The organism is Sinorhizobium sp. BJ1, assembly GCF_002531555.1.
Taxonomy (GTDB): Bacteria; Pseudomonadota; Alphaproteobacteria; order Rhizobiales; family Rhizobiaceae; genus Sinorhizobium; species Sinorhizobium fredii_B.
In genome coordinates, this window is record NZ_NWTH01000003.1 from 280,584 (window position 1) to 304,037 (window position 23,454).

Sequence of the window (23,454 nt, forward strand, 5' to 3'; positions counted from 1 at the left end):
GAGGCGTTTCGCCGCAAGGGGCGGCGGCCCGGCAGGGGCAGCGCCGCCAATCGAATGATGGAAGGCGCCGCGTTCGCCCCTCAGGTCAGCGGCGACCAGGTGCCATTGCTGTTGCGGCATGCGGCGCCGCGCGCCGTCGATGACTGCCCCTTGACGACCACCGTATGGCTGTATTGACGGCAATTCTGAGAGCCAACCTGATAGGGGGCGGCGGCGACGACCGAGCCGCTAACGCTGCGCCCTTCCCAAGCCACCGGCTGGCCGCCGGGGGCGGCCTCGAGCGCACGGTACTCCGCTTCGAGAGCGCGCTGCCGGTCCGACTTTCCGAGGTCGATATTGCCGAGGCGCGCGATGACACCGCCCTGCAGGGCCTCGATATAGGACGCCGATGAGGCTCCGCCCGCCGCGGCTGCGCCAAGACCGACCGCGCCGCGCTGGCCGCCGGCCGTCGTCCCGCAGCCGGCAAGGGCAACAGTCGATGCGACGACCACGATCCTGCCGCTCAAGGCAACGGCCCGCCCCATTTCTGCGTTGATCTTCATGATACGCGACAACTCAATCCTCATTGACCGGTCGCCGCCTGCGTCTCGGCGATGGCGTCGAGGCGGCGGCGCTTTCAGGATTTCTTTTTGCACCCTCGGCCTCGCGAGGCAACCGCGGGCCGTGTCGGACAGGGCATTTTCGACTGCCGGTGTGACCGCCGGATCACGATGGCGGAGGCGACCGACCTGAAAGCTGCTTAACGTCCCGCGTCAGACCGCCGCTGGCAGAACGAGTTTGGCCCTCAAGCCCCCCTCGTCGCGTCGACTGAGCTCGACGCTGCCCTGATATTCACCGACGATCTCGCTGACGATCGAAAGCCCCAGGCCGGTGCCCGGCTTGCTTTCATCGAGTCGTTTGCCGCGCTTCATCGCCAACGCGATCTGATCCGGATTGAGGCCCGGGCCGTCGTCGTCGATCCGCAGGACGATCCATTCGCGGCCGGACTCCTTGCTGCGCTCCTGGTCGGCGGCGCGCTCAACGCTGAGTACGACGTGATCACGTGCGTATCGGGCGGCATTTTCGAGCAGGTTGCCGACGGTCTCCTCGACATCCTGCTGCTCCATTGCCAGCACCAGCCCCGGCGGGTTGATCGACAGGCTGAACTGCTTCTCCGGATTGAGCCGCCGCATCACCCGAACGATCCTTTCGAGGGCCGGCTGAGCCTCGGTCCTCGCCAGGATGGAGCCGCGCTGGGCCGCAATCCGGGCGCGGCTGAGATAGGTCTGCACCTGGGTCTGCATCGCGTCCGCCTGCGTCCTGATCAGTTCACCGTGGGGGACCTCGAGAACGCGCGCCTCGTTGAGCAGCACGGCGATCGGCGTCTTCAGGGAGTGGGCAAGATTGCCGACTTGCATGCGGGCGCGTTCGATGATGCGGCGGTTGCTGTCGATCAGCGCATTCACCTCGTTGGCCAGCGGCTGGATCTCGCGCGGGAAAGCACCGTCCAAGCGCTCGCTCTGGCCCGTCCGGATCTTTTCGAGCGAGCGGCGCACCTGATCGAGCGGCCGCAGACCGAAGAGAATGGTCAAGGCGTTCACGCCGAGGCCGCCGAGACCGAAGATCGAGAGCGCGATCGTCAGATTGCGGGTGAAACGGTCGATGTCCGCCTCCAGGACGTCGCGGTTGCCGGCAACCCGGAAGCGCGCCGTGTGGCCCTGAATGTCGAGCACCACTTCGGTCTCGGCCACTTCGACCTCGTTTCCGAATGGGTCCTCGGTCGTGTAGAAGCGCTCATAGCGAATATCGAATGGAACCTCGTCGACACTCACGATCGGCAGCTTGGCGGAACCGAGCGACGTCGACAGCAAGGGCGGCGTAGCGAATTCGCCGATCGGCTCGACGATCCAATACCAACCGGTCTGCGGCTGGGAGAAGCGCAGGTCGCCGAGTTGGGGACTCCCGGACAGAGCGGCCTTCTCGTCAACGGAGATCGAATTGATGACGTTGTAGAGCTGGGCGCGCAGCAGGTCCTGGAAACCACGCTCGGAGCCCTGCCGGTAGAGTGCCGAGATAACCACTCCGATCACGACGAGGGCAACGACGGCCCAAACGGTCGAAACCGCCAGAACGCGCGCCGTGAGGGATCTAATGGCCATTGCCGGGTGCTTGCATCCGATATCCGAGACCGCGCACCGTCTCGATCAGGTCATTGCCGATCTTCTTGCGAAGCCGACCGATGAAGACTTCGATCGTGTTGGAGTCGCGGTCGAAGTCCTGATCATACATGTGCTCGACAAGTTCCGTCCGAGAAACCACCTGGCCCATGTGATGCATGAGATAGGAGAGCAGCCGGAATTCGTGGGAGGTCAGCTTCAGCGCAACGCCGCCGACGGTCGCCTTCGAGCCTTTCGTGTCGAGCCGGACCGGTCCGCAGACGATCTCGGAACTGGCATGGCCGGCGGCGCGGCGGATCAGCGCCCGGATGCGGGCGAGCACCTCCTGGACATGGAAAGGCTTTGCTACGTAATCGTCGGCGCCGGCGTCGATACCCGCCACCTTGTCGCTCCAGCGATCGCGGGCGGTCAAGATCAGCACTGGCATCGTCTTACCGTCGGCGCGCCACCTTTCAAGCACCGTGATGCCGTCCATTTCCGGAAGGCCTATATCGAGAATGATCGCGTCGTAAGGTTCCGCTTCGCCGAGATAGTGGCCCTCCTCTCCATCGAAGGCCTGGTCGACGACGTATCCGACTTCCTTCAGCGCGTCGGCCAGTTGCCTGTTCAGGTTGACGTCGTCCTCGACTATCAGGATGCGCATCTTGCTGTTACTTCCCTTTGCTGGCAGGCGCCGCAGATGCCTACATCGGCACCTTGACCGTCACTTTCTTAGGCCGCCCTCCATTGCCGGGGATTAGCACGGTCACGACGCACTTGCCATCGGCTGTCGGCTGGGCGGAGAGCAATTCGCCGCCGGTCTCGGCGACGACTTGTGCCGCCGCAGCGCTGCAGTCACCCGCCACGCGGGCAACAACCCTAGGCACGTCAACGGCAGGCAGCGAAAAACCTGCGAGGCCTGCGGCGAGCGCGACTATGGTCACTGATGAAGACATGAACGCACTTTCGACTTGGGAAGATCATGCAAAATCATTAGCCGATAGAGGCTGAATGGCAAATGAATGTCAGTCGTGGCGACACGCGACATCCCGTAGCGGGCGCCGGCAGCCCTCGAGCCGAAATCCACCGGGAATTGCAATTGCCGTTCGGCCTGCCGCGTCACCAGACGTGGTCAGCGGTCCGTTAAGAACTTTGCTCCACACTGTCGGGAGGGCTGGTCGGCGGACTTTCCCGAATCAGACGCTGGCCTGCGGCTCAAGCGGTCGCCGATTCGCGAGTCGATCGAGTCGGTTGGAAGCTTTTTCTGAGAATTCGAGTCCGATTGCCGGAAATCGAGCGAGGAAGCTTGAAAGGCAAATCCGCGCCTGCTCGCAAGCCTTTGAAGATGATGCCTTTTAGCTCTCAACCAATTCTCCGCGAACCAGTGATTTCGGAAATTACGCGCTACTGCGCGCACGTGGCCGCCTTTGGCAAACCATTCGCGTCGGCATGAGAAGCACGGCTGTGGAAGAGCGACAATTAATCGATTTAAAGATTCTTCAATCGTTTAAATGGTTTAAGCGCCTGATTTACAAAGTATTTGCCATATGGAATGGTCCGCCATCCCCACCGTCTCGCATAGGAGGACCGGATGCAGACACTCGCGAATAAGCCGCCCGTAGCACCGCAGTCCAGGATTCCACAGTCGCTGCTCGATCGTTTCGAAAACGAGTGGCGCGAAATGCGCGTGGCCAGCGAAACTGCTCAAAAGCCCGTTCCGCCTGCAGAATAATTGCTCCTTCTCGGCTATCACTCGCCGAGAAGTAGCGGTCTCCATCCCTTGACAGCATTGTCTACGCCCGCCGACGCACGGCGGGCGCGGGTTTTTTGTCAATTGCCGATTTCGTGCTACTCTTTTCGGATGCTAACCGAAGAGATCGAAAAGCTGGCACTTAGCCTTCCGGGGACTCAGGAGAACGCCCATTTCGGAACGCGCGACTTCCGGGTAGGCAAGCGCATTTTCATGACCCTGCCGGAAGCCGGCCGTGCCGTCTTCAAGCTGACGCCCGATCAGCAGCGCATGCTGCTCGAATTGGAGCCGGGCGTCTGTGCCGCGGTGCACGGCGGCTGGGGCGCGCGTGGCTGGACATCTCTCTATTTCGTGGATGCCGACGAGGAGCTCATTCGCCAGTCGCTGGAGACGGCCTGGAGAAATGCCGCCCCGAAGAGCCTTGTACGGAAGAACGGCGGTCACTGACGACTGCGGATCTACTCCGCCGGTTCCAGGCCCACTTCCAGAGGCCAGGTCACCAGGAATTCCTCATAGTCTTCGATGTCGATGCCGTCCTCGGCGGTGGTGCGCCCGCGCACGGAGATTCCGGCCGCATGCACCGTGTCCGGATCGCCGGAGACGAGCGGGTGCCACCAATACAGGTCACGTTCCTCGGCGACCAGACGATAGCCGCAGGTCGGCGGCAGCCAGCTGATCTCACGCACCGCCTTCGGGGTCAGTTGGACGCAGTCGGGAACCGTCGCCTGACGGTTATCATAGTCCTTGCAGCGACAGCTCTCGCCGTCGAGCAGCGTGCAGCGGATCGAGGTCCAGGCAATCTCACCCGTGTCCCAATCCTCCAGCTTGTTGAGGCAACAGAGCCCGCAGCCGTCGCAGAGGCTTTCCCACTCGGGGTCGTTCATCTCGTCCAGGCTTTTCGTCTTCCAGAAAGGCATCTCGCCCATCGCGTCACACTTTCGTCACGTCCACGCCGACATCGAAACTTTGCAGAAGATTGCCGGTTTTTTAAGGCCGACAGCGCGATATGCAAGTAGATTGGAATTCCGCGCCGTGCAAATATCGTCGTGTGGCAAGGAAGCTTCGGGACAGGAAAGCCGTGCAGGAACCGCGAAAAGAGGAAGACCGGCCGAAGAAGCGACACATCTTTCTGCGGATCGATTCCTGGATCGATTCCACGGTGTGGAGCGCCGGATTCCGTCTGGCGGAATGGTGGGAAGACACCACCATCTTCTTCCGTCGCTTTCGCATGCGCGGCTGGAAAAGAGCGTTTTTCGAGGTGCTCGGCGAGGGGATGACCTGGGGCACCGCCGGCGCCGTGCTGATGCTTGCGCTGGCGCTTCCGGCCTTCGAGGAAACCAAGGGGAACTGGCGGGCGCAAAGCGACTTTGCCGTCACCTTTCTCGATCGCTATGGCAATGAGATCGGCCATCGCGGCATCATCCACGAGGATTCGGTTCCGATCGACGAACTGCCGGATCACTTGATCAAGGCGGTCCTGGCGACGGAGGACCGCCGTTTCTTCGACCACTGGGGCATCGACTTCCTCGGCCTGTCGCGCGCCATGACCGAGAACGCCCGCGCCGGCGGCGTCGTTCAGGGCGGCTCCACGCTGACGCAGCAGCTTGCCAAGAACCTGTTCCTGTCGAACGAGCGAACGATCGAGCGCAAGATCAAGGAAGCCTTTCTCGCTGTCTGGCTCGAATCCAATCTCTCGAAGAAGGAAATCCTCCGCCTCTATCTCGATCGCGCCTACATGGGCGGCGGCACCTTCGGTGCGGCGGCGGCGGCTCAATTCTACTTCGGCAAGGCGATCACCGACGTCAACCTCGCCGAGTCCGCGATGCTGGCCGGGCTGTTCAAGGCCCCGGCGCGATACGCGCCGCACGTCAACCTGCCGGCGGCACGCGCCCGCGCCAACGAGGTGCTGTCCAATCTCGTCCAGGGCGGCCTGATGACGGAGGGCCAGGTGCTCGCCGCCCGTCTCAATCCGGCGACCGTCATCGATCGCGCCCAGGTCAAGGCACCGGACTTCTTCCTCGACTGGGCCTTCGACGAGGTTCAGCGCATTGCCGCTCCCTTCGCGCAGCATTCGCTAATCGTCAGAACGACGATCGACATGGGGCTGCAGCAGGCGGGCGAAGAATCGATCGAATCGAGCCTCAGGCAATACGGCGAAAGCTACAAGGTGAAGCAGGGCGCTCTGGTCATGATCGAAAACGGCGGTGCCGTGCGTGCAATGGTTGGCGGCCGCGACTATGGCGAAAGCCAGTTCAACCGGGCCACCCGTGCGCTCCGCCAACCCGGCTCCTCCTTCAAGGTCTATACCTATGCGGCGGCGATGGAGAAAGGCATGACGCCCGAGACGGTGGTCGTCGATGCGCCGATCACCTGGCGCGGCTGGTCGCCGCAGAACTACGCCCGCAAATATGCCGGCCGGGTCACCTTGATGAACGCGCTGGCGAGATCGATCAATACCGTTCCGGTCCGCCTCGCCAAGGACAAGCTCGGCACCGAGATCATCGCCCAAACCGCAAAAAGGATGGGCGTGGAAACGCCGATCCGCACCGACAAGACCATGCCGCTCGGCACGTCCGAGGTGACCGTGCTCGACCAGGCGACCGCCTATGCCGTCTTCCCCGCCGGAGGATTGGAATCCCGCCGCCACGGCATCAGTCAGATCCTGAACTACGATGGCGATATCCTCTACGACTTCGGCCGCGACGCTCAGCCGGCGCGACGGGTTCTGAGCGAGCAGGCCATCTCGTCGATGAATCGAATTCTCACCCAGATCCCGGTCATCGGAACCGGCCGCAGGGCCGCGCTGAGCAACGGGGTCGTGACGGGCGGAAAGACGGGAACGACGCAAGCCTATCGCGACGCCTGGTTCGTGGGCTTCACCGGCGACTACACGACGGCCGTCTGGTTCGGCAATGACGACTACACGTCCACCGAAGAGATGACCGGTGGCTCCCTCCCCGCGATGACCTTCAAACGGCTGATGGACTATGCCGAGCAGGGCATCGAACACCGTGCGATCCCGGGCATCGAGGCTCCGCCGGCCGAAACGCAAAAGAAACCGGAAGCGGTCGCCGAGGCCGAAGCTGACGAAAACGCACTGCCGCCGCTCGTCCGGCCGCGATCCCTGTCTGCCGACGTGACCCGCCTCTTGAAGTCGATCGGCAATGCATTCGAACAGGCGTCACCGTTGAAGCCCAAGGAAAAGGGTGGCGGCCGGGTCGCGGTGCTCGAAGCGCCTGATGAAACGTCAGCGATGCCGCGGGTGACAGATGCCGCGAAGAATTGACTTCGTCACGACAAATCCGTTTTCTGGCGGCCCAGCCATCGCCGCACAATCGATTCACTGCCGGCAGGATAAACGAGACATCATTCGATAGAGCCCCCCTTGTTCCGCGTTCCTCTCCTCGTCGCCCTTGCACTTATCGTCGCCTTCGGCGGCGGCATTACGTCAGCCATATGGGCGCTGAAGGCGACCGTCGGCTTCGGATCGATCGCGATCGGCCCCTGGGTGGCCTTCCCCGAGGCGCAAACCGTCGCGGCGGATCCCTATGCAAAGGCGCACCGCGCTCGTGTCGGGGAATTGCTCTATGGCGGCGCGGAAGGGTTGAAATTCACAGCGGCTACCGACGATACCGGCGCGCGCCTTTCAGCCGCTTGCTCCTATGACGTTTCCGGGATCACGCCACCCGCCCGTTTCTGGACCCTCTACACCGCAACCACCGACGGCGCGACGCTACGACCGGGCTCCGAGATGCCTTCGGCGATCAATTCGTGGACGGTGCTGCGCGCCAAGGACAGCAGCTTCGTCATTCACGCCTCGCCGGCCGCACAGCCGGACAACTGGCTCGCCATCCGCCACACGGGAAACTTCCAGCTCGTGCTGACGCTGCTCGATACGCCAACGGCCGGCTCATCCGGACTGATCGACCTCGCAATGCCGAAGATCGTCAAGACGGGGTGCGGGAATGCGTAGGGCGCTGTTCACCTTTCTCGTCGGGCTCGTCGGCGCCGCTCTCCTGCATATAGTCATCGTCCTTGCCCTGCCGCGGTTCACCGGCCGGGACGCCTATACGCGTATCCTCGGTCTTCTCGAGATGGACAGTTTCTTTCCGCTCACGGCCGAGCCCGGTCCGACTGGACTGGACAATAGCGACCCTTTTCTACGCACCGCCGTTTGCAACTTCTCCGTCGCGGATGCGCCGGCGCGTTTCATTGCGCGTGGTTCCGTACCTTTCTGGTCGCTTTCGATCTTCGACAGCGGGTCGAACGAAGTCTTCAGCATGAACGATCAGACCGCCGTCAATGGAGATCTCGATCTGGTCGTCGCGACGCCGATCCAGTTGGTCGAGCTGCGCAAGTCGCCGCCGGAAGCGCTCGCCCAAGCGATCATGATCGAGATGAAGGACGAGGAGGGCTATGCGGTCCTGCGCGCCCTGGCGCCGCTTAACAGTTTCGAGGAGCAGGTCCGCGATTTCCTGACGGACTCGAGCTGCGCGCCATTCCGGCGCCAGTGACAAGAATGTAGGGAGTTAGAGAGCCGAATGAGCCGCGCAGCGGAGAGCATCGGCCAACCCGCGGCTTGCAGCCGAATACGCGGGCCGGCTACTGCTTCTTGACCTGCCGCCCTGTCGGAGCGCTTGGCTGCGGGCCGCGGCCGTCGAGGCGCTCGTAACGGATGCCCGTAAAGAACAACACCTTGGCACCGCCCGCGGTGACGGGCCGCCGTCGCGGCATCTTGACCTTGCGGTCCTGCAATCTGATTACGTCTGCCATGCTCGTCTCCATACTTCCATGAGACGGATGAACACAGATTTCACCCTGCCCGATTGCGGGCTGGCGCATTCCCGGAAGGCCCGGACAGACGCGCCGTTCTCAACTCACTCCTTCTTCCGGTTACCCGGATTTCCAGTTTCAATGCACATCAGATCCGAACCAATAATAGCGGGCTCGCTTCGATTGAGCCATAGCCTGGTTAGGTTAACTCTTTCTTAATCCAGATCACGGCCCGTTAACCAAGCGCAATACCCAATTCTGGTGGTATTTGAAGGCGCGCCAAAGAGCCTTCAGCGCCTCGCGAACAGGCCGACGAGGAACGCGACGCCCGCGACGGTCAGCAGCGTCGAGATCGGATCATCGCGAACACGCTCCCTGAGCCGTTCCGTCATCAGTTCCGCTTCCCCCTGCACGACCGCCTTGGCGCCGCTGCCGATGGCCGAAACCGTTTCCGTCAGCCTTACGATCTCAGACCTCAACTCCGCGACCTGGGCCTGCAATTCCACCTGGGTGTCCGCCGCGGTCTTTTCCGTGTCCATATCGGCGCCCACCGCTGCCAGCTTCTTTTCCGCCATTGTCTCCGCTCCTTACCTTTCGCGCGAAATCAACGCCTCGAACAAGGTTTGGTTCCCGCAAAGCTTCGCCAATGCAGACAAGAAAAAGGGGGCGGCAAATCGCCTCCCGCCTTCGCGCAACCATGATCGGAGGGGCCGCTATCGCTCGCGCGACGGTGCCGGGCCGCTCCCGGAAAGCACAGTGCGTCAGTCGTTTTCACAGGCGAAATCGTTGAAAACGCACTTCGGAACCGTTCTGACTTCACCGTCCCGTCGCAGCTCACGAAGTTGGCGCGCCCGCTCTTCCTTGCGAGCACCTTGATAGTTCTCGGCGGAACCGCCTTCCTGCCGCTCGTCATCGCGGCGACGGTCCCGCCAGTCCCGACGCTCGCGTTCCCGCTCGCGCTGCCATTGCTGGCGTTCTCTCGCCTCTTGGCGCTCTGTGGCCCGTTGCCGTTCTCTGGCCTGCTGGCGTTCCCATTCGCGGCGCTCCGGCTCGCGCTCCCATTCCTCGCGTTCCGTCGCCTGCCTGCGCTGCCATTCGCGGCGCGGCTCTTCGCGCTGCCGCTGCCAGTCGCGTTCCTCGGCCCAATCGGGTCCGCGGCGCCAGCGGTCGCGGTCACGATAGAAATCGCGTCCCCTATAGTTGCGGTCCCAATAGCGATCGAATTCGAAGACGACCGTCGGAATCCCGAGCGGCCGATAATATTCCGGCTCGAGGTAGACCCGATTGCTGCGGTAGAGCGCCTGGACATATTGCCCGGCGACCCATCCGCGTCCGTCATAGAAGGAAACGTCGCACCAGGGTCTGTCGGCCAGGCATCCGTGGATTTCCACCGCTTCACCTGCCGGAATAATGGTGACCGCGGGATAACGGGTACTCGGGCCTGAGCGCATGTTGACATTGGCGGTGGCAAAGCCCTCCGCAGCTTCGGCAACGAACGGCATGAGCGAGAGCGCACAAACAGCAGCCGCCCGCAAGAACGCTTTCTTCACAGATACTTCTCCCATCGGAAGGCCAATGGCCCTCTGCTTCGGCGGGCCAAATCGCCCTTCACCGTCGAAACAAGCAATAGGGCCGCATGTGGAGTTTTTAAGGCTGGGTCTCGTCACGCCGCCATGATGACGTCCGCTGGCGATCGTGCGTCACGCCGATGCCGCAAGCCTGAATAAAGCCTCAAGGGCCATAGTTAATGCTACGCTAACGTTTTCGATCTATTTTTTGAGACGTGTGCCGTTCCGAGCCATCGGCAATGGCGTCACGCTTTTTGCATCTGGGATTTGTCGTGACGAACCGCTTTCGTGAGTTGGAAAGGCCGCAGACGGGCCGGCTGAAGGACGTCGTGCTGATGGCGACCGTCACCGGCTTCGAGAGCCTTCGCGTTCCGCGCAAGTCCGACCTGAAGCAGTTTGCCGAACTCTTCGAACCGCTTTTCCTCGGTTCCAGCAACGAAGCGCGCCGGCAGGCGGCGGCCGCCCTGTCGCAATGCGCCCATGTGCCCGAATCGGTGGCGCTGCTGATCGGCAGCATGCCGATCTCGATTGCCGCGATCTTTCTCACCCGGTCGAAAGCGATCCCCGATCGGACCCTGATGTCGATAATCCGCCAGCAGGGCCCCGCCCATGCCAATGCGATCGCGCACCGGGAGGATCTTTCACCGGCGATCGTCGACGCGCTTGTCGAGCACCACCAGTTCACCGCCGCCGCGCCGCGCGGCGACATTTCCGTTGCGGCCGCCCCGACCGAAACGGCAACGGCCGACGATCATCCATCCTCCGAGCGCCTGGCGCGCGAAAACACGCTGCGCGAGGAGATCAGGACGCTGGCGCGCGCCGGGTCCAGACCTCTCCCCGAGGGCGCACGCCTCCAGCCGATCGACGAGCTCCATCAGGCGCTGCTCTTGCGGTTTGCCCGCAACAACGAAGCGGTCCTCTTTGCGACGGCTCTTGCCGACGCCCTGGCGGCGAGCCGCGCGCTTGCTGAGAGAATCCTCCTGGACGTTTCCGGCCAGCAGCTCGCCGTCACACTCGCGGCGATCGACTTCCCGGGCCGGGACCTGCACGCCCTGCTTGTGGCTCTCTACCCACATCTTTCCGATAGGCTTGGCTCAGGCGATCATGCCGAGGCGCTGATCAGGAGCATCGACCGGAAGACAAGCGTCGAGCGCGTGGAATCCTGGCTGCGCGCCGACGGAGAGGTAAGGCCGAACCGGCACGAGACCAATTTCGCCGAGAATCGGGCACGCGATTCGCGTCTGCAGGAGGCCCGTGCGGCCGGCGCCACCGCGGGTGCGGCACAGCCCAAGCGGACGATTGGACGAAAATAACAACGCCGCCGCCTATTCAGCGCCATATGTCTTCCGGGCCGCAGACTCAGCGGCCGGGGTCAGTGACGACATGCAACAGATCGCTGCAATCGTCGAGTTCGATCTCGACGATCCAGCAATCCGGGTCGAAGCGGATCTCGGACGAGAGAGCGCCGTCGACATTTTCCGCCTCCGCGTCCCGCAGCCGGAGTTCGAACTTGCGGATGCTTTCGCCCTCCTCCTCGAAGAAGCTCTGCGGCGCCGGCGCATAGAGCGTCTCGGTCCCCAAGCGGGTGCGGTGGCGAATGAAGATCGCCCCGGCCTCTTCCGCTCCCTTGCGCAGCACCGCCGCATAACCGCCGCTCGCGAAAACGCGGCGCAGGAGCGAAGCGACGAAGATATGGGTTTTGACGCGCATTCCAGGCAGATACACGCGCGATGATCGATATGCAAATGACCGTCCCGGGGGAGATCGTCGCACGGCTTCTCGGCGATTGCCTAGAGCGCGCCGATTTCCTTAAGTTTATCGAGAACCTTGCCATTCGGTTCGCCGGTCTGCGGAAGCCGGTAGTGCTTCTCGAAATGACGGATCGCCGCCCGTGTCTGATCGCCGGCGACGCCGTCGACGACGATATCCGCGTAAGCGAGATTGCTCAGCCCCTTCTGGATACTCATGACCAATTCGCTCGATACCGGAATTTCGGCGCGCGGAGTAAGCGTTGCATCCTCTTCCGCCGTGCGGATTGCGGCGGCGACGGGATCGACTTCGGCGGGCGTCGATTTCGGGTCGGAATAGGGCCGATTGTCCGGCGCTACAATGGCCATCTCCGAGCCCGGCGCTGCACGGAGCGCTTGAAGGAGATCGACGCTGGCCAAGCCGGTCTCGCTGCGACCGGCGCGCTTTTCGAAGCGAAGGATAGCGGATTCGGTCTTTGGACCGCTGCGGCCGTCCGGCGTGCCGACATAAAGACCAAGCCGGGCAAGCTCCTTCTGGACATCGGCGACGAGTGCCGGTGGTGGAAGGGCAGCGCCCACGTCCGACACGGATTCGGGGGACCGCGGCATGCGTTGCTCGGACGATTCCCTTTCGCCGACCGTGTCCTTGACCTGTACCGACTTGGTCTCGCCTTCGCGCTCGATCACGAAGGTCGTCACCTTGCGCGGCTCGACGGCCTCGCCATTGGCGGCGGCCAAACGCTCGGCAACCTCGGGACCCACCAGGGGAACTCGGGTGCGCAACAGCGGCGAGGGATGGTTGCCGTGCTGATACCACATGGCGTTCGCCGCCACGAAGCTGAAAACAACGGCGAAAGTTGCCAACCCGCCGGCTCCCACCGGGTGGTGCACGATCAACCGGCCGGCAAGCACAGCGCAACGTCCGAGGCCCTGGCCCGCGAGCGCCAGTCCGCGCAACGCGATGCCCGGCCGTGGCCGGCCGCCCCGTTTCCGCTCAGGCTGTTTTCGCTTGCGCGGCGCCATGTCGCCTTTCCTTGACTGTTCCTTCGGAGGCCTCTGTCTGCAGCCGCAAATCGCTCGCCGTTTCGTCGCGCCCCTTCAATCGCGGCGGAAACTCCACTGCCCCGCGCGTGCTCACCTGCTCGCGCTCGTCAATTCCGGTACCGTCCCGCGGTATGGTGACCACGACTACTGTCCCCTCGCCTTCCGAACTGCGGATGGAAATCCTGCCGCCATGCAGTTCAACGAGCCCCTTGACCAGCGACAGGCCGAGACCGGTGCCCTCGTAGCGGCGCGTATAGTCATTTTGAATCTGGACGAAAGGTTGGCCGAGCATTTCCAGCTTATCTTCGGCAATACCGATGCCGGTATCGCTGACGGTCAACTTCAGCAGCGCGCCGTCGACTTCCGCATCGATGGTTACGAGGCCGCCCTTGTCGGTGAACTTCACGGCATTGCCGACGAGATTAATGAGGATCTGTTGCACAGCGCGCCGATCGGCGTTGATTTCACCGACCGCCCGCGTCACGCGGCTTGCCAGCATCACACCCTTTTCGCGCGCCTGATGCGACAGCATCGCTTCGCAAGCGGCGATCGCGTCCGCTACCCGGAAGGGCTCGGGCACCAACTCGTAGCGGCCCGCCTCGATCTTGCTCACGTCGAGCATCGTGTTCACGACGGAAAGCAGATGCATGCCGGACTGGTTAATCAAGGAAACATATTCGCGCTGCCGGTCGTTCTCCAGCCTGCCGAAATACTCTCCGGAAAGGACATCCGAAAAGCCGAGAATGGCATTCAGCGGCGTGCGCAACTCATGACTCACAGCCGCCAGGAACCGCGTCTTGGCGTCATTGGCCGATTCCGCATGCGCGGCCTTGGCGGCGACTTCCGCCCTCAGGCGAGCCTCGTTCGAGACATCGCGCGATTGAGCAATGATCGCCATCAGACGCCCCTCGGCATCGCGAAGGGGCGTCATCTCGCATCGCATGTGCACGAATTGCACGCCATCGGCGGAAGTCGACGGGCGCTCGAGCCGAATGTCGACGGCCGAGCACTCGCCGCCCTGGCGCAATGCATCGATCGCCTTCAGGAAGCTGATGCGGTCGGATACGTGAATCTGTTCAATAAAGCCGCATCCGCGAGGGTCGCGCAGCAACTTGAGGTGATCGGCGGCATCGCGACCATGAACGGACAGAACGTGCCCACGCGGGTCATGGATGGTGACGAGGCCGGCGAAGAGATCGTAGGCCGCAGAAAGATCGGGCAGGTCGGTCACGCCCGACGGCTTCGTCCCGGCGGATGTCGGCACCATCCTGTGCGCCGCAAGGCTCGCGGCTGCCGCCAGCAACGAGGCCGATGCCCAGAGCGCCGTGCCCGCCGGCAGTGCCACGGAAACCGGCAGAACCGCCGACAGGATGAGCGGCACAATCGGCAGGGCCGTCAAGGAGACTGCAGCCACGGCGCGTAGTCTCTTAAAATCATAGCGTTCCGCAACGGGGCCATCCGGGCGGCGCGGCAACCACGCTGCAGCGGCTTCATCCACGCGGGATGCCCATTTGCCAGCCATGTTACGCAATACACTCACGCCTTGCCCTGCCACCATTATTGTTTTTGCGAGGCAGGCTTACGGTCCCTGCGCGATTCGCAAGCGGATAGACCGGACCGCCTCGTGATGGTCCGAATCTCGCATTCCCGACTTAATGAAAGAATAAGCGGGGGGCCCGCGCGGGCCCACGAAACCGGCGAAAAATCCCATTTCGAAGCAATTCCGGCGAGCTTCGTCTCTTGTGGTTAACGGGGCGTAAGCGGCGGATATTGGTGGATTTTCCGCTTCCCGTTAACGATTTGGGCAGAGCGTACCGATGGCGGTGTCGAGCCGCTCGGGCCCGGTGGCACACAGCTTGCCACGAACCTTAACGGCGATCGTTAAAATGCCGGACAAACGCCCGCCGGCAATTTCAGAATCGGCCAGTTCGATAAAATTTGAACCGAATCCCAGCATTTCTGGAAAAGCCGTCTTGTGATTCCAGTTCTACCGTCGCTGACAGAACGGGCCCACATTGGAGCGACGCACCCACTGGGCACGAGGCGACAAAAGGCGTAGGCGAAAGCGGGCAGCCGAAAGCGTCAAATCCGGCTCGAAGTCCGGAGGCGAAGGCGGCCTTACAGAGGATGGGCAGAACATGTGGTTTCTCGTAAAAGCGACGTTCTGGTTTTCGCTTGTGCTGGTATTGCTGCCCTTCCTCGACCCGTCGAGCAGCGCCAAGCTGGAGAACGGCCCGAAGGTGGAGATCGGCGACACCTTCTCCGCCGCCAACGAGGCCTTCCATTATCTAAGTGCTATCTGCATCCAGAAGCCGGACGTCTGCGAGAAAGGTGCCGAGACCTTCGTCGCCCTCGGCCATCGTGCCCGGGAGGGTGCGCGCATCGCCTATGAGTTTCTTGACAGCCAATTTGCGGAGACCGGAACGCCCGACGCCAAGGTCATGACCGGCACCGTGGTGCCTGCCGAGAACCTCTCTGCCGTAGAGCCTGCGAATGAAGCCATACCGGTTTTCGAACGCACCCCCGTCCCGGAAAAACGCCTCGATCCCCATACGGCGCCTGCCAAATAAGGACAGTTCTTGCGGAAGGCCTCGACTACCAGTTGTGCCGCCGCGAAGACGCTCAGTATATCGCGGCGAATTATTTATCGAGCTTTCGCGGAATGAAATCTTCTCGGAAGCCATAGGCTGTTCTCTTTGCGGCCGGCATCCCCTATATGAAGGGTGAACGAGATCCCGGCCTTGGATTGGTGCGGGAGGGAAACAGGGCGCAGCCGATTGCAAGAGCGCCACATACGGATCAGCCATGGTTTCACTTGACCAGATCATCGACGATTTCGCCTTTCTCGACGAATGGGAAGACCGCTACCGCTACGTCATCGAACTGGGCAAAAGCCTGCCGGAAATGCCGGAGGTCTGGAGGACCAGCGAGAACAAGGTGCAGGGCTGCGCCAGCCAGGTGTGGCTGGCGACCCATACGTCCGGTGATCTGGATGATCCGGTCCTGACTTTCGATGGCGAATCGGACGCGCATATCGTCCGTGGCCTAGTGGCGATCGCGCTTGCGATCTTTTCGGGCAAGCGCGCCTCCGAGATCGCCAGAATCGATGCCCTCGATATCTTCGGCAAGATCGGCCTTATCGAACATCTCTCGTCGCAGCGCGCCAACGGGCTGCGTTCGATGATCCGGAGAATCAAGGGCGAGGCCGAGACGCGCCTACCGGCGTAAGATCGTCGCACCTACAGTAGAGCCGACGGTTGGACAGTTTTCGGCACTACAGCGCCGTGCGTCTTTTCAGACGCACAAAGGTCGCTGTAGCACTTTGACTCGTTGCATGTTTTTATCCTTAGACCGAATATGATGTAAGGAAACATGCAGTAAAAAGCCGGACTGAAACAGCCCGGCTTCCACCTCAAGTGAGTAACTCCTGCCGCTATTCAGGCATCGGTTCACTGTGCCCGAAGGTCACTGTCCCCGAAGTTCGCCCGGTCGGCTGCCGAACGAATCCGCTTACTTGCCGCGACGCTTGCGACGCTGACCGAGTCCCATTTCCTTGGCGAGGCGCGAGCGGGCTTCCGCATAGGCCGGCGCCACCATCGGATAGTCCGCAGGCAGATCCCACTTCTCGCGATACTCTTCCGGCGAAAGATTGTGGTGGGTCATCAAGTGGCGCTTCAGCGATTTGAACGTGCCCCCGCATTCGAGGCAGGTGATCTGATCGTCCTGCACCGACTTGCGAACCGAGACGGCCGGCTTCGGCTTTTCGACCGGCACGACCACGGGCGTGGGAGCCGTCGTGTTATTGAGCGCCGAATGGACATCGGCTATCAGCGTCGGCAACTCGGCAACAGGAACCACATGGTTGCTCACATAGGCGGCAACGATTTCCGCCGTCAGCTCAACCAGGAGTTCGTTGCTCGTACCGAGCGTATTCTCACTCATTTTTTTCTCCTATCGGAATTCAGCAACAAAACCCGAAACAGTGTTTCAGGAGGGAGGAAATGCCAAAATGCCGCCGAACAGCGCTTGCCGCCTAGGAACTGAGCGATAACCGCGCGACGGGAGCATAGCCCCGCCGCAACATCAAGGCTCGAATCGCAACAACGAAACCCGTCACCAAGATGCCGCACCCTTCGGCACCTCAAAGCAACGGTTACAATCACAACTCCAGCTGGAATTCCAGTTCAAAGTATTGATTACGACGACACTTTGCGGTTACTGGCTTAACATTGATCTGCAAAATGTCAAAACATAATTTTTGTCAATGAGCAGCAAATCTATTTCAGATCACTAAAAATGTGCCCTGTGGCGGAATTGTCCCGAAATACAGAGACAGAAATGCCGCCCATCAATGCCGCCGCGGCTCTTCCATTTTTGGCAGCTGATCTATAACCGACAGTTTCGTCATCCTGTAACCCGCCTGATGTGCAGCCTTCGCCAACAGATGGGCCGAGATCGGCGCCGTCAGCACCAGAAAAACGAAGCCGGCAAGTGAGCGGATGAAAATGGCAGGGTCGAGCGAATGCAGCCCGGCTGCGACCAACAGCAGGCCGGAACCGACGGTGCCCGCTTTCGAGGCCGCGTGCATGCGCGTGTAAAGATCCGGGAAGCGGAGGAGACCCAGCGCCGCCAACAGCGAAAAGCACGCACCAACCACGATGATGATCGCGACCAGCAATGTAATCCCGGCAACGATAAGGGTCCCCATCAGCGGCCTCCCCGGCGTTTGCGGCGGGTTGCCTCCCGCTTGACAGCTGCCTTTGCCCCCATCAGGGCTGCGCGTTCTCCTGTTTGCTCCGGCGCGAGGCCGCGTGTCAGGATGAAGCGCGCGAAGGCGACGGTCGCGAGGAAGCCGACGAGACCAAGGGCGATTCCGATGTCGATATAAAGGTTGAAGCCGGTCTTGATGGCGATGACCGCGATGAAGCCGATCGCGATCGCGACCAGCATATCGAGACCGAGCACCCGATCCGGCAATGTCGGCCCGCGGATAATGCGCAGCACCGTCATCAAGAGAGCGAGAGACAGGAGCAGGAGCGCGAGACTAGTCGCTGCGGCCAGAACCGTTCCGGGCGTCATCGTTCGAAAGCCTCCCGGATGCGCCGCTCGAAGCCACGTGCGATGTCCTGCCGCAGGGCGCCCGGATCGGCGCAATCGAGCGCGTGCACATAGAGGATCTTGCGGTCCTCGGACACGTCAACGGAAAGCGTGCCGGGCGTGAGCGTGATAAGATTGGCGAGCAAGGTGATCTCGAAATCGCTCTTGGCAGTCAGCGGATAGGCGAAGATGCCGGGTTTCAAGCCCATGCGCGAGCGCAGGACGAGGATGGCGACCTTGACGGCCGAGACGGCAAGCTCCTTGAAGAACAGTGCCGCAAGCAGAGCCAGCCGCAACGGTCTGAGGGGATAGGTCACCGGCTGCAGCTCGCGCCGGATCAGCCACAGGGACAAAGCGCCGACAGCAAAGCCGAGCATGAGGTTCGCCGGCGTGAAACTGGCGCTGATGGCACCCCAAAGAACGGTGAAAAGCAGATTGATCTGCAGGAATTTCATCACGGCCCTCCCGGAAAGACCGAATTCACATAGGCCGACGGCTCCGCAAGGCCTGCTGCCGCGTTTTGAATCATCGCCAGCAGCGGCTCGGGGTAAAGGCCGATCAACAAAGTCAGCCCGGTAAGCACCGCCAGCGGGGCCAACGCCGCGGGCGACAGCGACACCGCCTCGCTGCCGGCGCGCGTCCCCTCCCGCCAGAAAGCCAACAGGAAAAGGCGGCCGGTGACAATCGTCGTCAAGAAGCCAGCAAGAAGAAGCGCCGCGGCAAGCCACCAGGCGCCGATATCAAGCGCGGCCTTGACGAGCATGACCTTTGGCCAGAAGCCGGAAAAGGGCGGGAGCCCCGAGACGGCAAAACATAACATCAAGGTGAGCGCGGCAAATCCGGCATGCCGACGGTAAAGGCCGGCAAGGGTGGCGATCGAGGCGCTTCCGCCGAGACGCATGGCGATGCCGGAGGCGAAGTAGAGGCCGGTTATCACGAGCATGGAATGCAGCGCATAGAAGATTGCACCCCCAATGCCGCCGGGTCCACCGACGGCGATACCGGCGAGCATCGAGCCGATGCCGGAGACAATGAGGTAGCCGAGAATGCGGCGGAAATCCGTCTGCGCCATTGCGCCGAGCACGCCGACAATCATCGTCAGAGCTCCTGCAACGGCCAGAATGAAACTCAGTTCTTCCCTTTCCACCGGGAAGAGCATGACCATCACGCGCACCAGGGCGTAGACGCCGACCTTGGTGAGCAAGCCTCCGAAAAGCGCGGACACGACGACGCGGGGGGTATGGTAGGAGGCCGGCAGCCAAAAATTCACCGGGAAGGCCGCCGCCTTCATGGCAAAGGCGAGCGTGAAAAGACCCGCCAGCGTCACCAGCGGAACACTGTCGCGCAGTCCCTCGGCCTTTCTGGCGATATCCGCCATGTTGAGCGTCCCGAACACGGCGTAGAGGTAGCCGGTCGCTATCAGGAACAGCGTCGTGCCGACCAGATTGAGGAACCCGTATTTTACTGTTCCATCGATCTGCTCCGGTTCGGAGCCCAGGACGAGAAGGCCGAAGGACGAGATCAGCAGCACCTCGAACCAGACATAGAGATTAAAGATATCGCCGGTCAGAAAAGCCCCCGACACGCCGGCCATCAGCAGCATCAGCAGCGGATAGAAACCGTAGCGACGACCACTGTCATTGATGTCGCCAAGCGAGAAGACGCCGGCCACGAGCGCGACAAGCGATGCGGCAAAGGCGAACAGCGCCCCTGTCAGGTCGGCGGTGAATGCGATGCCGAAGGGAGGCAACCAGCGCCCCATTACCATGGTAAGCGGCCCGTTCTCGGCGACCTCCTTGAGAAGCAGCCCATTGACCAGGACGAGCCCGGCAAGGCCGATGATGGTAATGGCCGGATGAATGCCGATCGGGCGGCGCAGCATGACGAGGAGCGCGCCGATCGCAAGGCACCAGGCGACCGGCAGGATCACCAGCCATGCGGCCACCGTCGGCGGCGCCTGAACGAGCGCAGCGGAAAGATCGGCGGAAGGTGAGATCGAAGCGGCCATGGCGCGGTCAATATCCAAGCGGGGGGACCGGTTCATCCACCGGTTCGGCGACGCGCATTTCGTCCGTGTTGTCGGTTGCGAGATCGCGATAGGCGCGCCAGGAAAGAACGAGCAGGAAGGCGAAGAAGGAAAAGGAAATGACGATTGCCGTCAGGATCAACGCCTGGGGGAGTGCGTTGGCTGCGGGAGCGGCGAGCGCATCGGCCCCTTCGGGTATGACCGGCGGCACGTCCCGCGTCAGACGGCCTCCCGTAAAGATCAGCAAGTTCACCGCATTGCCGAGCACTGCAACGCCCAAGAGCACGCGGATGATGAATTTCGAGAGCATGAGGTAGACGGCAACGCTGAAGAAGATGCCGACGAGCAAGGCAAACCAGGCCTCCATCACTCACCTCCCCGCTCTTCGAGCGACAGCGCGATCGAACTGATGGCGCCCACCACGACCAGGTAGACGCCAGCATCGAACAGGAAGGGAGTCGAGAGCGGAACCTCGATGCCGAAGATCGACGGATAGATCCACAGCCCCGTCATGAACGGGACCCCCGCGACAATCGAGAGCAGGCCCGCAAACGTCGCTGTAAAGAGCCCGGCCCCGGCAATTGCCATCGGATGGAAGAAGATGGCCCGCCTTACCGTCTCGACACCGTGTGCCATGCCATAGATCGCCAAAGCCGAAACGGCGATCAAGCCGCCGATGAAGCCGCCGCCCGGCTCGTTATGGCCGCGCAACAGCACGAAGATGGAGAAGAGCATCATCAGGCTCGTCAGCACCGGCGCAACCGTGCGGAAGATCAGCGACTTCATACCCGTTCCTCCGGCGCATGTTCATCCGCGACGACCTCCGCGGCCACGGCGCGCTTGAGCGAACCGGCCCTGAGCCTCACGAGTGCCAGGATCGCGAGACCGGTGGTCATCACCACGGCAATTTCGCCGAGTGTGTCCGTGCCGCGGAAATCGACGATGATGACGTTGACGACATTCGCCCCGTGCGCGATCGATTTCGAGTAAAGGTTGAAGAACTCCGTCAGCGTGTTGTCGAAGGGCACAGCCGTGACCCTCAGCAGGAACAGGCCGAAGCCGAAGCCGCAGGCAAGCGCTATGGCCACATCGCGCACCTTCTCCGGGAGCGGCCGGTGGTCGGCGGGCGAGAGCTGCAGACGGGTCATCACCAGCGCCAGTACGACGACCGACAGGGTCTCGATCATGAATTGCGTGAAGGACAGATCCGGCGCACCGTAAAGCAGGTAGATCACGGCGACGGCAAAACCCTGGATGCCGAGGGAGACGATGGCGGTGAGGCGGTCGGACGCGGCCACGACGGCGAGGAGACCGGCGACGGCGATCGCCATGATCGCAAGCTCGTGCGCCGGAACGTCCGCTGAGAAGAAGGGAGCACGCGGGAACTCGCCGTAGAGGAGCGGTATTGCCAGCAGAACGACGGCGACGAGCGCAAAGGTAGCGGTCATATAGACTTCGAAGCGGCCGCCCTGCAGTCGCCGCGTCAGCGCGACCGCAAGGCGCACGAGGCCGCGCATGAATTGGTCGAAGCCCTGGTCCGGCCCCCAGCCGATATCGGCGAGGATTGCCGTCATCGCCGCGCGCAAGCGGGCGAGATTGACGTAGAAGGCGACGCCGAGCGCCGTCGTCAGTGCGGAGAGCATGAGCGGCAGACCGAGATGCGGCTCGAGCGATATCTCGACCGTCCTTGCCTCGCCGGCGATCGCCGAGGCCATTGGCGACGAAATCAGCCGATGGGCGAGACCGGACATGAGCGCGATGGAGAGCCCCTTCAGGGCGAGAATTGCCGGGCCGATCCAGAGAAGCAGCGGCGCCTCGTGGACATGCTTTGGCGTGCTGACCCGGGGCCCCAGGAAGGGCTTCAGCGCGACCGCGAAGGCGACGGCAAACATCAGGGCGTTGCCGATGACCGCCAGCATCGCGAAGAGACCAGAGCGCAGGTCGAACGCGGAGAATGCGGCATAGAGCTCCTCCTTCGCGAGGAAGCCGAAGAACGGCGGCAGGCCGCCCATGGAGAGCGCAGCGGCAAGAGCTACACCAAACGTCAGCGGCATTGCCGAGCGAAGGCCACCGAGTTGCGAAAGGTCACGTGATCCCGTTTCGTGATCGAGGATACCAGCCACCATGAACAGCGCGCCCTTGAACAGCGCATGTGCCACGAGATAGAGCGCTGCCGCCTCGATGGCATGCGGCGAGCCGAGCCCAATCAACATCACCAGCAAGCCGAGCGACGCCATCGTCGTGTAGGCCAGCATCAGCTTCAAATCGCTCTCGCGCACCGCAAGCGCCGCGCCGATCACCAGCGTCGCGCCGCCAAAGAGAGGCAGAAGGAGTTGCCATTCCGGCGTTCCGCCAAGAACCGGATTGAGGCGCATCAACAGATAGACGCCCGCCTTCACCATCGTCGCCGAATGCAGATAGGCGGAAACCGGTGTCGGCGCCTCCATCGCATTCGGCAGCCAGAAGTGAAACGGAAACTGGGCCGACTTGGTGAAGGCGCCGCCGAGGACCAGCAGCAGTGCGGCGAGATAGAAGGGGCTTTCCTTCAACTCGGAACCGAACGAGAGTAGCAGCGAAAGCTGCGTGACACCGCTGACATTCCAAAGGATCAGCAGCCCGGCGAGCAGGAGAAGACCGCCTCCCCCGGTCACGACCAGGGCCTGCAGGGCGGCACGGCGCGCGGCCTCGCGGCCGTGATCGAAGCCGATCAGCAGGAAGGAGGTTATCGACGTCAGTTCCCAGAAGACGAAGAGCATCAGGAAGCTGTCGGAGACGACGAGCCCCTGCATCGATCCCATGAACATGAGGATGAAGGAGAAGAAGCGTCCCTGTTGCGGGTGGCCTTTCAAATAGCCGCCCGAATAGAGGACGATCAGCGCCCCGATGCCGGAAATCAGCAGCACGAAGGTGAGCGACAAACCATCGATCAGCCAGGAAAAGCTGACATTGAAGGACGGTATCCACGCATAGCCGCCTGTGACAGTTTCGCCGCGCGCGACGTCGGGAAGGAAGCGCAGGAAATGCAAGAAAATCGCCGCAGGCGCAAGAGCCAGAACCCAGGCGGCATTCTGCCCGAGTAGGCGCGTCAGGCTAGGTGCGACGAGGGCCGCTGCGAAGGGAAGGGCGAGCGCCAGAAATGTCAGGGCCGTCACATCCATCGCCTTGGCATGCTCCTTCCCGTTTTGATCATCTGGTCAATTCGATACCGGACATAGAAGAAGGACCGGTTCGCCTCAAGAGAAATCGGCGCAGTCCTCAGTCTCGTGCGCGGTTATACTGCGCAAAATTCAACAAAGCCGTTGATAGCCGCTGG

General features: G+C 62.2%; 28 protein-coding genes. 8 read left to right on the forward strand and 20 right to left on the reverse strand.

The window, feature by feature from the left end; translation table 11 throughout:
- Nucleotides 1-80: 80 nt before the first annotated feature.
- The 4 genes from CO676_RS04680 to feuN all read right to left on the reverse strand — a co-directional run bounded on the left by CO676_RS04680 (nucleotide 81) and on the right by feuN (nucleotide 3,091).
- A complete protein-coding gene (locus CO676_RS04680; protein ID WP_041414934.1) occupies nucleotides 81-524 on the reverse strand; it encodes a membrane protein in 444 nt (147 codons plus the stop codon).
- Between the two features lie 228 nt (nucleotides 525-752).
- Nucleotides 753-2,138, reverse strand: a complete 1,386-nt coding sequence (locus CO676_RS04685) for a HAMP domain-containing sensor histidine kinase (protein WP_014761531.1) — start codon at nucleotides 2,136-2,138, stop codon at nucleotides 753-755.
- Nucleotides 2,128-2,799: a two-component system response regulator FeuP gene (gene feuP, locus CO676_RS04690; protein WP_014761530.1), complete on the reverse strand. Its 672-nt coding sequence runs from the start codon at nucleotides 2,797-2,799 to the stop codon at nucleotides 2,128-2,130. Before feuP ends, CO676_RS04685 begins: the two co-directional genes overlap by 11 nt.
- A 40-nt stretch (nucleotides 2,800-2,839) precedes the next feature.
- Entirely contained in the window at nucleotides 2,840-3,091 is a 252-nt protein-coding gene (feuN, locus tag CO676_RS04695) for a two-component system FeuPQ modulator FeuN (protein ID WP_097519782.1), read from the reverse strand.
- A gap of 635 nt (nucleotides 3,092-3,726) precedes the next feature.
- Between feuN and CO676_RS35120 the strand changes: the two genes are divergently transcribed.
- Nucleotides 3,727-3,867, forward strand: coding sequence for a hypothetical protein (locus tag CO676_RS35120; protein WP_162832913.1), 141 nt, complete (start codon nucleotides 3,727-3,729; stop codon nucleotides 3,865-3,867).
- Nucleotides 3,868-3,996: 129 nt separating this feature from the next.
- Nucleotides 3,997-4,332, forward strand: a complete 336-nt coding sequence (locus CO676_RS04700; protein WP_041413892.1) for an MmcQ/YjbR family DNA-binding protein — start codon at nucleotides 3,997-3,999, stop codon at nucleotides 4,330-4,332.
- A gap of 11 nt (nucleotides 4,333-4,343) precedes the next feature.
- On the opposite strand, the gene CO676_RS04705 is transcribed toward CO676_RS04700, so the two are convergent.
- Nucleotides 4,344-4,811 carry a YcgN family cysteine cluster protein gene (locus CO676_RS04705; RefSeq protein WP_097519783.1) on the reverse strand — a complete coding sequence of 156 codons (468 nt, stop codon included), beginning with the start codon at nucleotides 4,809-4,811 and terminating at the stop codon, nucleotides 4,344-4,346.
- Nucleotides 4,812-4,933: 122 nt separating this feature from the next.
- Here CO676_RS04705 and CO676_RS04710 point away from each other — a divergent pair, with 122 nt between their 5' ends.
- The 3 genes from CO676_RS04710 to CO676_RS04720 all read left to right on the forward strand — a co-directional run bounded on the left by CO676_RS04710 (nucleotide 4,934) and on the right by CO676_RS04720 (nucleotide 8,399).
- Nucleotides 4,934-7,171, forward strand: a complete 2,238-nt coding sequence (locus tag CO676_RS04710; RefSeq protein ID WP_041413891.1) for a transglycosylase domain-containing protein — start codon at nucleotides 4,934-4,936, stop codon at nucleotides 7,169-7,171.
- Between the two features lie 99 nt (nucleotides 7,172-7,270).
- Complete coding sequence (locus tag CO676_RS04715; protein WP_014761524.1) at nucleotides 7,271-7,858, forward strand: DUF1214 domain-containing protein; 588 nt, start codon at nucleotides 7,271-7,273, stop codon at nucleotides 7,856-7,858.
- Nucleotides 7,851-8,399, forward strand: coding sequence for a membrane protein (locus tag CO676_RS04720; protein WP_014761523.1), 549 nt, complete (start codon nucleotides 7,851-7,853; stop codon nucleotides 8,397-8,399). The genes CO676_RS04715 and CO676_RS04720 overlap by 8 nt, the downstream gene beginning before the upstream one ends.
- An 88-nt stretch (nucleotides 8,400-8,487) precedes the next feature.
- Here CO676_RS04720 and CO676_RS04725 read toward each other — a convergent pair whose 3' ends face one another.
- From CO676_RS04725 to CO676_RS04735, 3 genes are all read right to left on the reverse strand, one after another.
- Entirely contained in the window at nucleotides 8,488-8,658 is a 171-nt protein-coding gene (locus CO676_RS04725; RefSeq protein WP_014761522.1) for a hypothetical protein, read from the reverse strand.
- Nucleotides 8,659-8,948: 290 nt separating this feature from the next.
- Nucleotides 8,949-9,233: a hypothetical protein gene (locus CO676_RS04730; RefSeq protein WP_097519784.1), complete on the reverse strand. Its 285-nt coding sequence runs from the start codon at nucleotides 9,231-9,233 to the stop codon at nucleotides 8,949-8,951.
- A 186-nt stretch (nucleotides 9,234-9,419) separates the two neighbouring features.
- Nucleotides 9,420-10,208 carry an SH3 domain-containing protein gene (locus CO676_RS04735; RefSeq protein WP_097519785.1) on the reverse strand — a complete coding sequence of 263 codons (789 nt, stop codon included), beginning with the start codon at nucleotides 10,206-10,208 and terminating at the stop codon, nucleotides 9,420-9,422.
- Nucleotides 10,209-10,465: 257 nt separating this feature from the next.
- On the opposite strand from CO676_RS04735, the gene CO676_RS04740 reads away from it, so the two are divergent.
- Nucleotides 10,466-11,539, forward strand: coding sequence for a DUF2336 domain-containing protein (locus CO676_RS04740; RefSeq protein ID WP_179875404.1), 1,074 nt, complete (start codon nucleotides 10,466-10,468; stop codon nucleotides 11,537-11,539).
- A 46-nt stretch (nucleotides 11,540-11,585) separates the two neighbouring features.
- Here the strand turns inward: CO676_RS04740 and CO676_RS04745 are convergent, their stop codons facing one another.
- From CO676_RS04745 to CO676_RS35125, 4 genes are all read right to left on the reverse strand, one after another.
- A complete protein-coding gene (locus CO676_RS04745) occupies nucleotides 11,586-11,936 on the reverse strand; it encodes a DUF1491 family protein (RefSeq protein ID WP_014761518.1) in 351 nt (116 codons plus the stop codon).
- 80 nt (nucleotides 11,937-12,016) lie between these two features.
- Entirely contained in the window at nucleotides 12,017-12,997 is a 981-nt protein-coding gene (locus tag CO676_RS04750) for a peptidoglycan-binding domain-containing protein (RefSeq protein WP_097519786.1), read from the reverse strand.
- A complete protein-coding gene (locus CO676_RS04755) occupies nucleotides 12,969-14,540 on the reverse strand; it encodes an ATP-binding protein (RefSeq protein WP_041413889.1) in 1,572 nt (523 codons plus the stop codon). The genes CO676_RS04750 and CO676_RS04755 overlap by 29 nt, the downstream gene beginning before the upstream one ends.
- A 270-nt stretch (nucleotides 14,541-14,810) precedes the next feature.
- Nucleotides 14,811-14,975 carry a hypothetical protein gene (locus CO676_RS35125; protein WP_014761515.1) on the reverse strand — a complete coding sequence of 55 codons (165 nt, stop codon included), beginning with the start codon at nucleotides 14,973-14,975 and terminating at the stop codon, nucleotides 14,811-14,813.
- A 181-nt stretch (nucleotides 14,976-15,156) separates the two neighbouring features.
- Here CO676_RS35125 and CO676_RS04760 point away from each other — a divergent pair, with 181 nt between their 5' ends.
- Together CO676_RS04760 and CO676_RS04765 are read left to right on the forward strand one after the other, a co-directional pair.
- Nucleotides 15,157-15,588 carry a DUF5330 domain-containing protein gene (locus tag CO676_RS04760; RefSeq protein ID WP_014761514.1) on the forward strand — a complete coding sequence of 144 codons (432 nt, stop codon included), beginning with the start codon at nucleotides 15,157-15,159 and terminating at the stop codon, nucleotides 15,586-15,588.
- Between the two features lie 235 nt (nucleotides 15,589-15,823).
- The gene (locus CO676_RS04765) at nucleotides 15,824-16,246 is read left to right on the forward strand and encodes a SufE family protein (RefSeq protein ID WP_014761513.1); all 423 of its coding nucleotides are present in this window, start codon (nucleotides 15,824-15,826) and stop codon (nucleotides 16,244-16,246) included.
- A gap of 282 nt (nucleotides 16,247-16,528) precedes the next feature.
- Here CO676_RS04765 and mucR read toward each other — a convergent pair whose 3' ends face one another.
- The 8 genes from mucR to CO676_RS04810 form a co-directional block, all read right to left on the reverse strand.
- A complete protein-coding gene (mucR, locus tag CO676_RS04770; protein ID WP_014761512.1) occupies nucleotides 16,529-16,960 on the reverse strand; it encodes an exopolysaccharide biosynthesis transcriptional regulator MucR in 432 nt (143 codons plus the stop codon).
- Between the two features lie 406 nt (nucleotides 16,961-17,366).
- Complete coding sequence (gene mnhG, locus CO676_RS04780) at nucleotides 17,367-17,726, reverse strand: monovalent cation/H(+) antiporter subunit G (RefSeq protein WP_014761511.1); 360 nt, start codon at nucleotides 17,724-17,726, stop codon at nucleotides 17,367-17,369.
- Complete coding sequence (locus CO676_RS04785) at nucleotides 17,726-18,097, reverse strand: cation:proton antiporter (protein ID WP_014761510.1); 372 nt, start codon at nucleotides 18,095-18,097, stop codon at nucleotides 17,726-17,728. Before CO676_RS04785 ends, mnhG begins: the two co-directional genes overlap by 1 nt.
- Nucleotides 18,094-18,570 (reverse strand): Na+/H+ antiporter subunit E, encoded by a 477-nt coding sequence (locus CO676_RS04790; RefSeq protein WP_097519787.1) that lies wholly within the window; start codon nucleotides 18,568-18,570, stop codon nucleotides 18,094-18,096. The genes CO676_RS04785 and CO676_RS04790 overlap by 4 nt, the downstream gene beginning before the upstream one ends.
- On the reverse strand, nucleotides 18,570-20,123 hold the full coding sequence (locus CO676_RS04795; RefSeq protein WP_041414933.1) for a Na+/H+ antiporter subunit D: 1,554 nt from the start codon (nucleotides 20,121-20,123) through the stop codon (nucleotides 18,570-18,572). The genes CO676_RS04790 and CO676_RS04795 overlap by 1 nt, the downstream gene beginning before the upstream one ends.
- Before the next feature lie 7 nt (nucleotides 20,124-20,130).
- Entirely contained in the window at nucleotides 20,131-20,508 is a 378-nt protein-coding gene (locus tag CO676_RS04800; RefSeq protein ID WP_097519788.1) for a Na+/H+ antiporter subunit C, read from the reverse strand.
- Complete coding sequence (locus tag CO676_RS04805) at nucleotides 20,508-20,927, reverse strand: Na+/H+ antiporter subunit B (protein ID WP_097519789.1); 420 nt, start codon at nucleotides 20,925-20,927, stop codon at nucleotides 20,508-20,510. The genes CO676_RS04800 and CO676_RS04805 overlap by 1 nt, the downstream gene beginning before the upstream one ends.
- Nucleotides 20,924-23,299, reverse strand: a complete 2,376-nt coding sequence (locus tag CO676_RS04810) for a putative monovalent cation/H+ antiporter subunit A (protein ID WP_097519790.1) — start codon at nucleotides 23,297-23,299, stop codon at nucleotides 20,924-20,926. The genes CO676_RS04805 and CO676_RS04810 overlap by 4 nt, the downstream gene beginning before the upstream one ends.
- Between the last annotated feature and the right edge of the window lie 155 nt (nucleotides 23,300-23,454).